7 protein-coding genes and 2 pseudogenes are annotated in these 15,773 nt (G+C 67.2%); 7 read left to right on the forward strand and 2 right to left on the reverse strand.

Features of this window, described 5'->3' with window-relative positions; translation table 11 throughout:
• Nucleotides 1-9: 9 nt before the first annotated feature.
• On the forward strand, nucleotides 10-798 hold the full coding sequence (locus tag ACYVNQ_RS06955; RefSeq protein ID WP_460901755.1) for an alpha/beta fold hydrolase: 789 nt from the start codon (nucleotides 10-12) through the stop codon (nucleotides 796-798).
• Between the two features lie 108 nt (nucleotides 799-906).
• Here ACYVNQ_RS06955 and ACYVNQ_RS06960 read toward each other — a convergent pair whose 3' ends face one another.
• Nucleotides 907-1,851 carry an AraC family transcriptional regulator gene (locus tag ACYVNQ_RS06960; protein ID WP_460901756.1) on the reverse strand — a complete coding sequence of 315 codons (945 nt, stop codon included), beginning with the start codon at nucleotides 1,849-1,851 and terminating at the stop codon, nucleotides 907-909.
• On the opposite strand from ACYVNQ_RS06960, the gene ACYVNQ_RS06965 reads away from it, so the two are divergent.
• The 6 genes and pseudogenes from ACYVNQ_RS06965 (at nucleotide 1,835) to ACYVNQ_RS06990 (ending at nucleotide 14,619) form a co-directional block, all read left to right on the forward strand.
• Nucleotides 1,835-3,208, forward strand: a complete 1,374-nt coding sequence (locus ACYVNQ_RS06965) for an AraC family transcriptional regulator (protein ID WP_460901757.1) — start codon at nucleotides 1,835-1,837, stop codon at nucleotides 3,206-3,208. The genes ACYVNQ_RS06960 and ACYVNQ_RS06965 overlap by 17 nt on opposite strands.
• Before the next feature lie 64 nt (nucleotides 3,209-3,272).
• Nucleotides 3,273-3,872: pseudogene (locus ACYVNQ_RS06970) on the forward strand (TetR/AcrR family transcriptional regulator); the annotation flags it as partial.
• A gap of 572 nt (nucleotides 3,873-4,444) precedes the next feature.
• The gene (locus tag ACYVNQ_RS06975) at nucleotides 4,445-10,618 is read left to right on the forward strand and encodes an alpha-2-macroglobulin family protein (RefSeq protein WP_460901758.1); all 6,174 of its coding nucleotides are present in this window, start codon (nucleotides 4,445-4,447) and stop codon (nucleotides 10,616-10,618) included.
• Between the two features lie 19 nt (nucleotides 10,619-10,637).
• Nucleotides 10,638-13,205, forward strand: coding sequence for a penicillin-binding protein 1C (pbpC, locus tag ACYVNQ_RS06980; protein ID WP_460901759.1), 2,568 nt, complete (start codon nucleotides 10,638-10,640; stop codon nucleotides 13,203-13,205).
• Nucleotides 13,206-13,381: 176 nt separating this feature from the next.
• Nucleotides 13,382-13,828 (forward strand): annotated as a pseudogene (locus ACYVNQ_RS06985) (ComEA family DNA-binding protein); the annotation flags it as partial.
• Nucleotides 13,829-14,184: 356 nt separating this feature from the next.
• The gene (locus ACYVNQ_RS06990) at nucleotides 14,185-14,619 is read left to right on the forward strand and encodes a YidB family protein (protein WP_460901760.1); all 435 of its coding nucleotides are present in this window, start codon (nucleotides 14,185-14,187) and stop codon (nucleotides 14,617-14,619) included.
• Between the two features lie 10 nt (nucleotides 14,620-14,629).
• On the opposite strand, the gene ACYVNQ_RS06995 is transcribed toward ACYVNQ_RS06990, so the two are convergent.
• Complete coding sequence (locus tag ACYVNQ_RS06995) at nucleotides 14,630-15,736, reverse strand: hypothetical protein (protein WP_460901761.1); 1,107 nt, start codon at nucleotides 15,734-15,736, stop codon at nucleotides 14,630-14,632.
• Nucleotides 15,737-15,773: the final 37 nt, after the last annotated feature.

The following is a 15,773-nucleotide window of genomic DNA, read 5'->3' on the forward strand; positions in this document are numbered from 1 at the left end:
GCTTCGCGCATGAAACGCCTCCTCGCTGCTCTCCTCACTCCCGCGTTCGCTTTCAGCGCCAGCGCGATAGCCGCGGAAAAGCCGCCTATAGTGCTGGTCCACGGCGCGTTCGAAAACGCCAAGGTCTGGGGCCATGTCACCGCCAAACTCGAAGCCGACGGCTACAAGGTGGTCGCGGTCGATCTGCCCGGCCGCCCCGGCAACCCCGCTGCACCGGACAAGGTCAGCCTCGACCTGTACCGCGACACGGTGGTCACGGCGCTGGACAAGCTGCATCACCCGGCGGTCGTGGTCGGTCACAGCTTTGGAGGCATCGTGATCTCCGCGGTGGCTGAGAAAGCGCCCAAAAAGATCAAGACGCTGGTGTTCCTTGCCGCCTACCTGCCGCACGACGGCGACTCGCTCGTCTCGATGGCACAGCAGGACGCCGACGCCAAAATCGGCCCGAGCCTGAAAATCGACAAGGAAAAAGGCATTGCGTCGATCGACTATTCCGCACGCGCCGATCTGTTCGCGAATGGAGGTCCCGACGCGTTGCGCAAGGCGATTCCGGATCTGATCCTGGATGAACCGGTCGGCCCGCTTGCCACGCCTGTGCACGTCACGGCCGCCGCCTTCGGCAAGGTCGACAAGGTGTATATCCATACCGCGCTGGATCAGGTGATCAGCCCGTCGTTCCAGGCAAAGATGGTGGCCAGCACCCCGGTACGCGCCGAGTACACGTTGCAGACCGGCCATACGCCGTTCCTGACCGATCCGGACGGCCTGGCAAAAGCGATTGAGGCCGCGGCCAAATAAGGAATCCGCTCTTCTTTCAAAGGAAAGCCCGGCAAGGCGACCCGGTCGTCTTGCCGGCGCCGAAACACACACGCTGCACACGCCGCATGAACCTGAACTCCACGCGGGTCAGGCAAGGTCCGAACTGCGCGCCCGAAACACGCCGCTCGGGGCAAGCCGATGCGCGTCGCTCGGCGGATAACCAAACTGCGCCTTGAATGCGCGACTAAAAGCCGCTTCAGAGCCGTAGCCCGCACCATACGCAACGTCGGTCACCTTCAGCGTTCCGGTGCGCAACAGGTCCGCGGCAATCGTCAAGCGCCAGCGCGTCAGATACCGCAACGGCGGCAGCCCGACCACCGCGGTAAAACGATCCGAGAACATCGAACGCGACATCGCCGCGATCTCGGCCAGCGACTCGACGGTCCACGCCCGGTCGGGCGCTGCGTGCATCGCATTCAAGGCCCGCCCAACCCGTTCATCGCTGAGTCCCGACAGCCAGCTGGCCCGATCCGATTGCCGGCTTACCCACATGCGCAGCGTGCGGATCACAAGCAGGTCGATCAGCCGCGAGATCATCAGCGATGCGCCCGGACTGTCCGCCCGCGATTCCACATCGAGAAAGTGCGAGATCGACGCGAGCCACGGCGGGTCGGTGGCCCTGTCGCAGGTCAGGTGAATCATTCCGGGAAGGCCCGTGAGCAGAGATCGCAACGGCGCGCCATCGAAATAGAAGGCGCCGGCGAGAAAGGTCGCGGCGATGCCGTCATCGGTTGCCCATCTGAACGTCTGGGCCACTTGCGAGCGGGCGCGCACATCCGCATCGAAGCACCGCGGCGCCTCGGCGTCCGGTTCGCCGCGAATCGTCGAGCCATCGGCATGCGGCAACAGCACGAAGTCACCCGGCCGCATCGCCACGCCTTCGCCATCGCGTTGCGAAACCCACAGCTCGCCGGTGCGTAGATGCAAAAAGGTCGCCGGCCCCGGCGGGAAATCCACTTGCGCGGCGCGACCCAATTCGCCATGAAACACCTGGTCACCGCGCAGGCGAATCAGCTTGAGTACCTGGGACAATACATCAAGGTGTTCCGGCGGCATCGGTTGCTCGAGAGAAGGGAGTTCGTCATCCATACCATATCAGATCACATCGCGCCGACAGCCTGGTGCCGCGCCTTGCGGATCGTACGATGCATCATGCAAACCGGACGCAGCGATATGGCCGAGCGTATCGACCTTCTCTACAGTAGCTGGCCAAACTGCTTCAATTGTCCAGCAAAGGAAGATCGCTGTCGCAAACCGTGGTTCGAGCCCCCATGCGCAAGTATTTCGTAATATTTACCGCGACGCCCTGTGCCGCGGTATCCATGCTGTTCCAGGCCGGCGCGAGACGGCATCTGTCGACATGCTCAAGCAACAATCCGTGTTGTTAAAGCATGGCGATGCATTGTCAGAGGCGCTCAAGCGAATTCGACCTCGTGGCGATACCGCCTTTCATGGCGAGCTGGGTGCTTTGACGGAAGTGACCTTTGCACCGGGTCCGGCCAGCTTTCTGCATCTGCTCGACGGTGAAGCGTGGATCTCCCAGCCCGACGGCGAGTGCGTGTTGTTGCGGCCGGGCGACTTCGTACTGGTGCTCAATCAGGATGGCTTCACGTTACGCGATCAGGCGAAGGGAGCGGGACTTCGACGCTTCGACGCGCATCCGTCGGCTGTCGCGAATGCACCCGGTCAGGCAATCAGGTGGGCGGAGAACCACGATATCGCAGGCTACTTTCTCGCCGGCGCGTTCCACATCAACGGCCGACCACTGCGCTCGCTGTTATCGGGATTGCCGCGACTGATCCATCTGAAATGCGAAGACGGTGGCATGCCGCCATGGTTGGCGACCATATCTCAGCTTCTGAATGAAGAAGCGAGCAACGTCGGCCCGGGGTCTTTGTTTATGATCCCACGCCTGATCGAACTGCTTGTGACGCGCGCGTTGCGGGCATGGATCTGCAGTCAGGGCGAGCGCCTAGGATGGCTTGCCGGGCTGAGCGACGAACGTATCGGACGCGCGCTGAACGCGATGCACCTGGATCCCGCTCGCGCGTGGACGGTGAAGTCGCTTGCCGAGATTGCCACGATGTCGCGCTCGATCTTCTCCGAGCGGTTTACCGCGGCGATCGGCATTCCCCCGCGGCGTTATCTGACTCGCTGGCGTTTGACGATCGCAGCCGACTTGCTGCGCGCCGGCACATCGAAGGTGGTCGAGGTCGCCCACGAAGCCGGCTATACGTCGGAGGCAGCGTTTAGCCGGGCCTTCAAGGCACAGTTTGGCTATCCGCCGCGCGACACGCGCCACGTCGCGCAGACCGAGATCTTCGCGGCGGACTGCGCCGAGACGCGGCCTTCGGAACGGGCGGATCGCCCCGCGAAACCGCGCGTCTGAGCGGGCGCGCAACGAGCACGTAGAATATGAGCGTTTGCTCTCATTCACTGCTCGCATTGCTCCGATGCCCCGTAAAGCCCCGATCGACCCGCTCGCGCCCCGCAAGGCGCCGCTGCAGCGGCGCTCCGCTGCCACCGTCGAGGCGATTCTCGAAGCCGCTGCACGCATTCTCGAGACCACAGGCTTCGGCGGCTACACGACCAACGCGGTGGCCCAGCTGGCCGGCGTCAGCATCGGCTCGCTGTATCAGTACTTCCCGAATCGCGATGCGCTGACCGCCGCGCTGATCGAGCGCGAGACCGCCGGCCTGCTTACTGCGGTGCGCACTTCGCAACAGCTCGACAGCTGCGCGGCCATTCTCGATTACCTGACGCGCGCCGCGGTCGAGCATCAGATGAACCGCCCGGCGCTGGCGCGGATCATCGATTTCGAGGAGCGGCGGCTGCCGCTGCACACGCACAACCGCAGCATGGCCGCGCTGCTGCAGCAAACTATCGTCGATGCGCTGCAGCGCCCCGATGCGCCGCGCGTCGCGTATCCCGAACTGGCGGCGCAGGATGTGCTGGCGATGACGCGCGGCATCGTCGACGTGGCGGGCGAGCAACGCGAAACCGATGCGGAAGGCTTGCAGCGGCGGGTTTATGTTGCGGTGACCGGGTATCTGTCCGGCATTGCGGCGGATGCGGCCGGTGCGCCTGCGCGCCAGCCCGGCACAACGGCGCCGCACACGAAGAAGCCCCGCGCCAGCGCGGGCGCTACGCCAGTGGGCTCCGCAAAGGTGACCACCTCGGCGTCTGCGGCGGTCTTCGCACAGACGGCGCCCGTAAAAGCGATCTCTGCAAAGGCGACCTCCGCGAAGGCGGCCTCCGCGAAGGCGGCCTCCGCGAAGGCGGCCTCCGCAAAAGCATCCTCCCGCAAACGTCCAGGCCCAGCGCGCTAAACGTAGCGCGCACCACCGCGGCCGCCTTCACGCGCTCTTCACGCGCCCTTCACGCGCCCTTCACGCGCCCTCCTCGCGCCGCGCACCGTCGTCGTCAGCGCTGCGAAATGCGTACCCTTCCGCCAGCATCCCTAATCAACAAAAAAGCCATCACGCATCAACCGCCCCACTCCCCTCGCATCGCCACGCCCCACCATGCCGCGTAGCAGGCACGCTGCGCCGATCAAAGGGTTGGGAACGTACACCTTGCTCGGTTAGAATCGCCAGCGTTCTGAACACGATCAGGAGCGCGGTCGATGCGCAGCGGCACCAGCAAACCAAAATGGCAATGGGCAGCCGCCGCGTTAATCGCGCTGGGCGGAATGACCACCGGCGCGTGGCGCGCCGATGCCGCACGCATCACCCAGGTGTCGCCGCAAGGGCGAGTTGCGCAGGTGCGCCAGGTGGTCGTCAAGTTCGACGAAGCGATGGTCGCATTCGGCACGGCGAACGCCCCCGATCCGGCCGGCGTGCATTGCAGCGACGCGGCCGCGAGCGCCGGCCAGGGCAACTGGATCGACGCAAAAACCTGGGCGTGGAATTTCAAGGCCGACCTGCCGCCGGGCGTGCGCTGTTCGGTCGAGCTCGGTGCGACGCTGAAGTCGAGCGCCGGCCGCGCGTTGACCGGCCCGCGCCGCTATAGCTTCGAAACCGGCGGCCCGGCCGTGCTGGGCGTGCAACCGTACGGCGGCGAAATCGACGAAAACCAGGCTTTCGTCGTCCGCCTGAACGGCCCCGCGACCGAAGCCTCGGTGCGCGAGCACATCTGGTGCGAGGCCAGTGGCCTCGGCAACCGCGTGCCGGTGAAGACCCTCGACGCAAGCTCGCGCACTGCGTTGCTGGCGCGCTTCAGGCTGCAGAAGGAAGCCGCGCGCGTGCTGACGCTGCAATGCCAGCAAACGCTGCCGTCGAACGCGAAGATGCAGCTGGTCTACGGCATCGGCGTGGCAAGCCCGAGCGGCATCGCGAACGACGTCGAAAAACGCTTCGATTACACCGTGCGCGCGCCGTTTGCCGCGAGCTTCTCGTGCGAGCGGGAAAACGCCAAGGCGCCCTGCACGCCGCTGCGGCCGTTGCGGCTGCAGTTCAACGCGCCGATCGCGCGCGCCGATGCCGACCAGATCCGCTTGCAAGGTGCGGGCGGCACCACCATCGCGCCGACCTTCCCACCCGACGACAAAAGCCCGCAGGTCGACACCGTCGAATTCGCCGCGCCGCTGCCCGAACATGCCGCACTGACGATCGACGTGCCGGCCAACCTGAAAGACGTCAGCGGCCGCACGCTGTCGAACGCCGACCTGTTCCCGCTGAAAACCAGCACCGCGCCGCTGCCGCCGCTCGCGAAGTTCTCGTCGGGCACCTTTGGCATCATCGAGCGCTTCGCCGAGCCGGATACCCCTGCGCTGGTACCGGTCACGTTGCGCAACGTCGAAGCGGATCTGCATATCGCCGGTCTCAACGCAGGCAACGCGCAGTTCAGCAAGCTGCGCGTCGATGCCGACAGCGACATCCGCCACTGGATGCGCGCAATCGAACGCTTCGATCAGTACGGCATGAACCGCGCGTCGATCCGCAAGGAGATGCCCGATCTGCTCGCGCACAACCCGCATCCGGTCTACGTGCCGACCGCGCCGGGCGAAACACCGCCGAAGGCAAACGAGCGGCTGATCGACGTGCGCTCGCTGTCGCTGCTGGCCGGCCAGAGCGGCGTCGAAACGCTGATGCTGCCGAAACCCGCGGATCCGCAAGCGCTGCGCCCGTTCGAAGTGGTCGGCGTACCGGTGCCGAAGCCCGGCTTCTACGTGATCGAGCTCGCGTCGCCGCGCCTGGGTGCATCGCTGCTCGACAAGCCGGCGCCGATGTACGTGCGCACGGCGGTGCTGGTCACCAATCTCGGCGTGCACTTCAAGCAGGGGCGCGAGAACAGCGTGGTGTGGGTCACCACGCTCGACAAGGGCCAGCCGGTGCCGAACGCCGACGTGCGCGTGAGCGACTGCAACGGCGCGGAACTCGCGACCGGCAAGACCGATGCGCGCGGCCTTTTAACCATCGGCAAGACGTTGCGGCCGGCCGATCGCTGCAAGGACGACAACTACGAGGGCCTGTTCGTGTCGGCCCGCATCGACGATCCGAAGACCGGCCCGGACATGGCGTTCGTGCGCAGCGAGTGGAATCGCGGCATCGAGTCGTGGCGCTTCAACGTGCCGACCGACATGAGCGTGCAGCCGAGCGTCGAAGCGCATACGGTGTTCGACCGCACGCTGCTGCGCGCCGGCGAGACGGTGTCGATGAAGCATCTGATCCGCGTGCGCACGCTGCAAGGCTTCGCGTTCCCGCCGGCTTATCCGACGCGCGTGACGATCCGCCACCTCGGCACCGGCCAGACCTACCACTTGCCGCTGAAGTGGGCCGCGGACCACACCGCAGATTCGACCTTTGTGATTCCCGCGGCCGCGAAGCTCGGCGAATACAGCGTGTCGCTTGACGACGGCGACCCCAATGCCAACGCGTCGGGCACAGGCGATAGCGGCAATCAGGACAACGACAGCGACGCCGACGCCGACCAGGGCGCGCGGCAGGTCAACTACCTGTCCGGCAGCTTCCGCGTCGAGGAATTCCGCTTGCCGGTACTCAAAGGCTCGATCGCGGTGCGCGACGAGAACGCGCATCCGCTGGTCGCCGTGCAACAGGCGCCGGTCGCGGTACAGATCGACTACACGTCGGGTGGCGGCGCGTCGGGCCTGCCGGTGCAGGTGTCGGCGCTGATGCAGAACACCTCGCCCTCCTTCACCGACGCCTGGCCGGACTACAGCTTCGCACCGTATCGAAAACCGGCCGACGATAACGCAGCCGGCTCGGACAGCAGCAGCGACGACAGCGACGCCGAACCCTCCGCCTCCACACCCGACGACGGGGCGAAACTGGTCGCCGACAAGGAGCCGGTGACGCTCGATCGCAACGGCTCCGGCGCGCTGACACTGAAAAACCTGCCGGCCGTCGATGCGCCCAAACGCCTCGCGCTCGAAGCGACCTTCGCCGACCCGAACGGCGAAGTGCAGACCATCCGCGGCAACGCGACGCTGTGGCCGGCCGCGGTGGTGGCGGGCGTCAGGTCGGGCCAATGGGTGTCGGTCGGCAGCGAGGTGCCGGTCAAGGCGCTCGCGCTCGACCTGCAGGGCAAGCCGCGCGCGGGTGTCGCGCTCGAAGTGCATGGCATCGCGCGCATCACGACGTCGTCGAGAAAGCGTATGGTCGGCGGCTTCTACGCGTACGACAACCACACCGAAACCAAAGACCTCGGCACGCTGTGCAGCGGCAAGAGCGACGACCACGGTCTCTACAATTGCGACGCACGGCTGAACGACACCGGCAACATCGATCTGGTGGTGACGGCAAAGGACGACAGCGGCCGCGCGTCCACCGCGACCACCTCGGTGTGGGTCACGCGCGCGGACCAGTTGTGGTTCGGCGGCGAGAACACCGACCGCATCGACGTGCTGCCCGAAAAGCACGCATACGAACCGGGCGACACCGCGCGCTTCCAGGTGCGCATGCCGTTCCGCCAGGCGACCGCGCTGGTCGCGGTCGAGCGCGAAGGCATCATCGATACGCGTGTGGTGCAGCTGAACGGCAACGACCCGACCATCGAGCTGAAGGTGGACCCGTCGTGGGGGCCGAACGTGTACGTGTCGGTGCTCGCGCTGCGCGGGCGGATTCGCGACGTGCCGTGGTATTCGTTCTTCACGTGGGGCTGGAAAGCGCCGCTCGAATGGGCGCGCGCGTTCTGGTACGAAGGCCGCTACTACGAAGCGCCGACCGCGCTGGTCGATCTGTCGAAGCCGGCGTTCCGCTATGGTCTCGCCGAGATCAAGGTCGGCACCGCCGCGCACAAGCTTGCTGTGACCGTCACGCCGGATGCGAAGTCCTACACGGTGCGCGGCAAAGCGCATGTGAAGCTGCGCGTGCAGATGCCGGGCGGCAAGCCGGCGCCGGCCGGCACGCAGATCGCGGTCGCCGCGGTCGACGAGGCGCTGCTCGAACTGATGCCCAACGACAGCTGGAATCTGCTCGAAGCGATGTTGACGCGCCGCGAATACGGCGTCGAAACCGCCACCGCGCAGATGGAAATCGTCGGGCGCCGGCACTTCGGCCGCAAGGCGGTGCCGGCGGGCGGCGGCGGTGGCCATACGGCCAACCGCGAGCTGTTCGACACGCTGCTGCTGTGGAACCCGCGCGTCACACTCGATGCGAACGGCGAAGCGGCGCTCGACATCCCGCTGAACGACTCGCTGACGAGCTTCCGGATCGTCGCGATCGCGGCGGTCGGCAGCGGCACGTTCGGCACCGGCAGCACGTCGATCCGCAGCACCCAGGACCTGCAGCTGATCTCCGGGCTGCCGCCGCTGGTGCGCGAAGGCGACCAGTTCCGCGCGCAGTTCACGCTGCGCAACACCACTGCGCGCGCGATGAAGGTCGTGGTCGATGCGAAAGCGCCGGGCCTCGCGCTGCCGGCGCAAACCGTCGAGCTGGCGGCGAACTCGGCGCGCGAGATCGCGTGGAACGTGACCGCGCCCGACGGCCTCGCCGACAGCGCACTGCCCGCGCTGACGTGGACCGTCGGCGCCGCCGAACAGGGCGGCCCGCACGCCGCCGACGCGTTGAAGATCACGCAGCGCGTCGCCGCGGCGATCCCGGTGACGGTTCAGCAGGCGACCCTCGCGCAGGTGGACGGCACGCTGTCGATGCCGGTGGCCGCGCCGCCTGACGCGACGGCCACCCAAAGCGGCGTGGTGCGCGGCGGCCTTGCGGTATCGCTGCAAAGCAAGCTCGCGGACGGCTTGCCTGGCGTGCGCCGCTGGCTCGAGCGCTATCCGTACAACTGCCTCGAACAGCAGAGTTCGCGCGCGCTCGGCTTGCGCGACTTGCAGATGTGGCAATCGGTGATCGCGAAGATGCCGGTGTATCTGGACCGTAGCGGCCTCGCCAATTATTTCCCGCCCGGCGACGACAGCCGCGACTCCGGCAGCACCACGCTGACCGCTTACCTGCTCGCGGCCAGCGACGAGGCCGCGCAACTCGACGCGCGTTTCGCGCTGCCCGACGACCTGCGCAGCAAGCTCGAGGGCGGGCTGATCGCGTTCGTCGAAGGACGCCTCGAACGCAACACGTGGGCGCCGCGCAAAGACCTCGATCTGCGCAAGCTGGCCGCGCTCGAAGCGCTGTCGCGCTTCAATGCGGTCGAGCCGCGCATGCTCGATTCGCTCGAAGTCTCGCCGAACCAGTGGCCCACTTCGGCGGTGCTCGATTACTACGCGGTGCTGTCGCGCGTGAAGGGCATTCCACAGCGCGACGACAAGCTCGCGCAGGTCGAGCAGATGCTGCGCGCACGGCTCACGTATCAGGGCACGCGCCTCACCTTCTCGACCGAGACCGACGACGACCTGTGGTGGCTGATGACCGGTCCCGAAACGAATGCGGCGCGCCTTGCGCTGACCTTCGTCGATGCACCGGGCTGGAAGGACGAGATGCCGCGCGTCGTGGGCGGACTGCTCGCGCTGCAGCACAACGGCGCGTGGCAGACCACCACGTCGAATGTGTGGGGGTCGCTGGCGGTCGAGCGCTTCTCGCGTGCGTTCGAGAGCGAGCCGGTTAGCGGACGCACGAGGCTGCAACTGGGTACGCTCGAACGCACGATTGCGTGGCAGGACGCGGCGACCGATGCGGGCAATGCCGCGCCTGGTGCGGCGTCGGTTGCGGCTTCGGTTGCGGCTTCGGCGGGTTCAGCACCGTCTGCTGCTTCGGCGACGCCGGCCACCCGCAGTGCCGCCGCGCGCAGTCTGCTGCTGCCGTGGCCGCCGGCGCAATCCGGGCCGCAGCCGCTGACGCTCACGCAAGACGGCAGCGGCAAGCCGTGGGCGACCATCGAAAGCCTCGCGGCAATCGCGCTGAAGGCACCGTTCGCCGCCGGCTACCGAATCACGAAGACCGTCACGCCGCTCGATCCGGCCGTCAAGGGTGTCTACACGCGCGGCGACGTGGTGCGCGTGCATCTGGACATCGACGCGCAAACCGACATGACGTGGGTAGTGGTCAACGACCCGGTGCCGGCCGGTGCGACGATCCTCGGCTCCGGGCTGGGCCGCGATTCGGAAGCCGCCACGCACGGCGAAAAGATGCCGGACGGCGCGTGGCCAAGCTTCGTCGAGCGTGGCTTCGACGGCTATCGCGCGTACTACGAGTTCTTGCCGAAGGGCAAGTTCTCGGTCGAGTACACCGAGCGGCTGAACAACGTCGGCACCTTCGGCCTGCCGCCGACGCGCGTCGAAGCGCTGTACGCGCCGTCGACGTATGGCGTGCTGCCGAACGAACCCGTCATCGTGCAGCCGGCGGGCGGCGCGCAGGCTGCGACAGCGGCCTCCGCCGCGCATTGACGCACGCGAGGCCGCCGCGATGAACCCGCGCTATCCGCCCGCCCTGCCGCTACGGCTCGTTACGGGCGCGCGCAGCTTGCGCGGCTTTAGCGGCTTGTGCGGCTTGTGCGGCTTGTGCGGTGTGAGCGGTGTGAGCGGTGTGAGCGACCTGCGTCGCACACACCACCTACGGCACATCCTGCGCGCAGCGGTCATCAGCGCAAGCTTGTGCCTGCTACCGCTGACAGCGTTCGCACTGCCCACCTTCGACGACGTGCACACACAATGGCGCAGCTCCGACTGGCTGCTGCTCGCGCGCGACGGCCAGACGCTGCAGCGCACGCGAATCGACCGCCGCGAGCGGCGCGGCGAATGGGTTGCGCTGCCGGACATCTCGCCGGCGCTGCGCGAGGCGATCGTGGTCTCCGAAGACAAGCGCTTCTACGAACATAGCGGCGTCGACTGGCACGGCGCGGCCGCGGCCGCGTGGGCAAACCTCTGGAATACACGCACGCGCGGCGCGTCCACCGTGACGATGCAGCTATCCGGTCTGCTCGCCGACCAGCGCGAGCACTCCGGGCAACGCTCGCTGGCGCAGAAAGCCGGCCAGGCCTTCGACGCGTTGCGCCTCGAACGCAGCTGGCGCAAGGATCAGATCCTCGAGGCCTATCTGAACCTGGTGCCGTTTCGCGGCGAAACGATCGGCCTGTCCGCGCTATCGCTGACGCTGTTCGGCAAGGCGCCGTCCGGGCTCGACGACCGCGAAGCCGCGGTAGCCGCCGCGCTGGTGCGCGCACCGAACGCGCCATACCAGAAGGTCGCGGCGCGCGCCTGCCGGATTCTGCGCGACATGCAGGCGCCCGCACGCTGCACGAACCTCGACAGCTTCGTCCAGCTTGCATTCGCGCGCCCGGCGCCGGCGCTGCTGACTACTTCTCCCGACGCCGAAGCGGCCGCGCCGCATCTGGCGCGGCGCGTGGCCAGCGAACAGCATCCAGCCGCCGGCGCACGCATCCGATCAACACTCGATGCGAACCTGCAGCGCTTCGCCAGTGCCACGCTGACGCGCGCGCTGACCGAGCTGAACGCACGCGCACATCCACGCAACGTGCAGGACGGCGCCGTGGTGGTACTCGACAACGCGAGCGGCGACGTGCTCGCGTGGGTCGGTTCGTCGGGTGCGCTGTCGGCCGCGCCCGAGGTCGACGCGGTGCTCGCACGCCGCCAGGCCGGCTCGACGTTAAAGCCGTTCCTGTACGCGCAGGCGCTCGACGAGCGCCGTCTGACCAGCGCGACGCTGCTCGACGACGCACCGCTCGACCTCGCCGCGGGCGGCGGCCTCTATATTCCACAGAACTACGACAAGGACTTCAAAGGCTGGGTCAGCGTACGCACCGCACTCGGCTCATCGCTGAACGTGCCGGCGGTGCGCACGCTGGTGCTGGTCACGCCGCACCGCTTCGCGCATACGCTGGTTGCGCTCGGGCTGCCGCTCGAACAAGGCGGCGATTACTACGGCTACAGTCTCGCGCTCGGCAGCTCGGACGTGACGCTGCTGTCGCTGACCAATGCATACCGCGCGCTGGCCAACGGCGGGCTCACCGCCCCCACCTTCGATGTCATGCCACATCCGGCCGCACCGCGCGGTGCAGCGCCGCAAGCCGCCGCGCACCGCGTATTCAGCGCCGACGCGAGCTTTATCGTAACCACCGTGCTGGCCGACAACAACGCCCGCACGCGCACCTTCGGCTTCGACAGCCCGCTGGCGACGCGCTTCTTTTCCGCCGTCAAGACCGGCACCAGCAAGGACATGCGCGATAACTGGACGATCGGCTTCACGTCGCGCTATACGGTCGGCGTGTGGGTCGGCAATGCCGACGGCGCGCCGATGTGGGACGTGTCGGGCGTCACCGGCGCGGCGCCGGTATGGGCCGCGATCGTCGGCTACCTGCATCGGCGCGTGCCCAGCACGCCGCCGGCGGCGCCGCCGGGCGTGGTCCGCACGCGCATCGCGTTCGAGCGCGCGGTCGAACCGGCGCGCGACGAATGGTTTCTGCGCGGCACGCAAATGCAGACCGTGGCACTCGCCGCCGATGCACGCAGCGCGGCAGAGGCATCGCAGGCGGCCTCGCCCGCTGCGGCGCCGGTGGTCTCAGCCGCGACTTCGAGCGCGGGACAGCTTCGCGGTTCATCCTCGCGTGATGCGGTTCGTCACGCAGCCCGCGATGCGACGCCTGCGGCGGCCCGCGACGCTGCCCGCGACCTGCCGCGCGGCGCGGCGCGCATCGGCGCGCCAACCGACGGCACGCTGTTCGCGCTCGACCCGGATATCCCGGCAGCGCGTCAGCGCATCGCGTTCGAGCGTGCCAGCGGCGCATCCGCGCAGAGCGTGTGGCGGCTCGACAGCAAACTGCTCGGCAGCGCGGCGCGCGTCATGTGGCCGCCGTGGCCTGGCCGCCACCAGCTGGAACTGGTCGAAGCAGACGGCAGCAGCACCGATACCGTGCACTTCGAAGTACGCGGCGCAGCCGTGCGCAGCGCGGCACCGCCGCACGCGGGTGGGCGTAATCAGACGAAAGATCAGGCAAAAGACCCGGCAAAAAACTGAGCGCGCGTTGGGTGCACGCACCGGTCGTTCGTTATATGCGTTTTGGCAAATAAGTCGCCTTATACGTACCGTTTTCGCAATAATGACGCACAAAGTGTTCTATGCTTGACGCAGCGCTTGCTGACAGGATGTATGGTCCGTTCCCGGCTGTTTTGCCCTCAATGGAGTTCCCTGCCATGTTGAAGAAGCTCTGGATGATGCTTTGCCTTGCGCTGGTTCTGACGTTCTCCGCGGGTTTCGCGGCGGCCGTCGAAGTAAATAGCGCGGATCAGGCCGCGCTCGAATCGGTCAAGGGCATTGGCCCGGTCCACGCGAAAGCCATCATCGACGAACGCACCAAGAACGGCCCCTTCAAGGACGCCGACGACCTCGCGACACGCGTCAAGGGCATCGGTACGAAATCCGTAAAGAACCTCGAAGCGGCTGGCCTGACCATCAATGGTTCGAGTGCGCCGCCGTCGGGTGCGCCGAGCACGAAGTCCAGCACCAAGACGACGAAGCAAAGCCCCGCGGCGGCTCCCGCTACTGCAGCGGCCAGTGCGCCGGCGGCCGCGTCGGACAGCAAGCCGTCGAAGTCGAAGAAAAAGAGCAAGGCCGCTTCGGCGCCGGCTGCGTCGGGCGCCTGAGCGCCGCGTGGTTGGCGGTGAGATGGCTGTGAGTGGGATAGCGCGCTGAGTTCACGCGCAGTGCTCGAGACGCTGTGCATGCTTTGCGTGTCGCATGCTTTGCGCGAGGACGGGGACGGAGTCGCCACGGGTTGGTCACCGGTTGGTCGCTGATCCGTAGTCGTTAGACGATCGGTCGCGCATTGCGCCGGGCGCGGCCGGCATTCCCCACCGGCGGCGCGCGTGTGCTTGTGGTTTATGCGGACCGTTGCATGCGCAACGACCGCAAGCTTCCTGGGTGCCGTGCAGCGCGCGGCGTATTTATCGCCGGTTCGCACAGCGTGCGCCGGCCTTCTCTCTCAAGTGAGACTGTCATGAGCCTACTCGACACGTTGGGATCCATGTTCGGCAAATCGCCCGAAGGCGGTGGCGGCCAACAGGCGCTCGTCGCGACCGCACTCGAATTCATCAACAACCAGCCGGGCGGCCTGAATGGCCTGATCCAGCGCTTCCGTGAAAACGGTGCCGGCGACGTCATCAGTTCGTGGATCGGCAGCGGTGAAAACAAGGCGATCAGCGCCGATACGCTGCATCAGGTGCTGGGCTCGGAAACCGTCACGAATCTGGCGGCAAAGGCCGGCGTCGAGCCCGAGCAGGTCACCGGACTGCTGTCGCAGGTCCTGCCGCACGTCGTCGACGCGGCGACGCCGAACGGTGAAGTGCCCGCCGACGGCAAGGTCGATACGTCGAATCTGTCCGGTGTGCTCGGTGCGCTTTCCGGGCTGTTGGGCGGTAACCGCAACGCGTAACGGGTGTTGTCTAGTGCTGCCGCACGGTGGTTTCGGCGGCGGCGCTTTCGATGGCGGTGGCCTGTGGTGAACTCGCCTGTGGTGAGGCGATCGGCGTTGTGGTCACCGGCGTTGTGGTGGCCTGCGTCGTGGTCACCGGCGTCGGGATGCCCCGCGTTGTTGCGCCCTGCGTCGCGTCACCCTGACGCGCAACACCTCGCGTTTCAACACCTCCCGCCTCAGCCGCCGGCGCCTTGCCAAGCGCAATCGCAGGTGGCATGGGGTCCAGCACCCGCGTGTCCGCGCGAGGCTGCACCGCAGCCACCTTGTGCGATAAACGCCATACCTCGTAGCGCTGCCGCTGCAAGTGCAGCGCGGGTTGAAGCCTGATAAACCCAAGGTACTCGCTACGTGCGTCGCGCGCCTCGAGCCGCCGCATTCGCGCGTGGTTGCGCAGCGCTTCAGCCTGCGCACGCTGCTCCGGTGCGCCTTGCGCGGCACGCCGCATCTCGTGATTCAGCCGCCACTGGGCTACCTGCGCGAGACGCTCACGCGTGCGCACGCGCTCGTCAAGCTGCAGACCCCATTCGGACGCCAGCCTCTGCTTGCTTTGCAGCAGCAGATCCTGAAGCGACAGATGCCCGAGCAGCTCATGCACCTTGCGCTCGCGCTCCGGACCGTCGTGTGGACCACCGGCCGTGGCGTCGATGGCAGCGGCAGTGGCGGCAGCGGTGGCAGCGGCCGGGGCGCCGTCGTAAAGCCACGCGCCGCTAGCGCGATCGTAGCGAACCGGATAGCGCGCGCTGTCCGGATCCCGCCAGTGGACCACCGCGTAAGTCGCGTTCTGCGTATCCAGCACGAGCCGGTACGCCTTGCCATCGTGCAGGATCCATTGCCGCGGGTTGCCCATGATCGCGAAACTACCCGGCTGCGCCCCCACCGTGCATTGAAAAGACGGATGCATGTCGAGCGCGTAGTGTTCCGGCCATGCGGCCCCGAGCGCCAGTCGATGCTGCGTCGGTACCGCACCCGCTTGACCGGTCGGCCGGCCCGACGAGTGGCCGCTGCCGCCGCCGACGCTCGCAAGCGAACCGACCGGCACTCCCGCGAGGCGCGGCATCTGAGGTGCCCGGGACATCTGAGGCATCTGAGGCCCCTGAGGCGCACGCGGCTCG

This window comes from Paraburkholderia jirisanensis (genome assembly GCF_054782355.1).

Excerpts from the sequence above, each read along its gene's own strand:
- ACYVNQ_RS06955 (WP_460901755.1), top strand. The coding sequence starts at position 10 with ATGAAACGCCTCCTCGCTGCTCTCCTCACTCCCGCGTTCGCTTTCAGC.
- ACYVNQ_RS06975 (WP_460901758.1), top strand. The coding sequence starts at position 4,445 with ATGCGCAGCGGCACCAGCAAACCAAAATGGCAATGGGCAGCCGCCGCG.
- pbpC (WP_460901759.1), top strand. The coding sequence starts at position 10,638 with ATGAACCCGCGCTATCCGCCCGCCCTGCCGCTACGGCTCGTTACGGGC.
- ACYVNQ_RS06990 (WP_460901760.1), top strand. The coding sequence starts at position 14,185 with ATGAGCCTACTCGACACGTTGGGATCCATGTTCGGCAAATCGCCCGAA.
- ACYVNQ_RS06995 (WP_460901761.1), bottom strand. The coding sequence starts at position 15,736 with ATGTCCCGGGCACCTCAGATGCCGCGCCTCGCGGGAGTGCCGGTCGGT.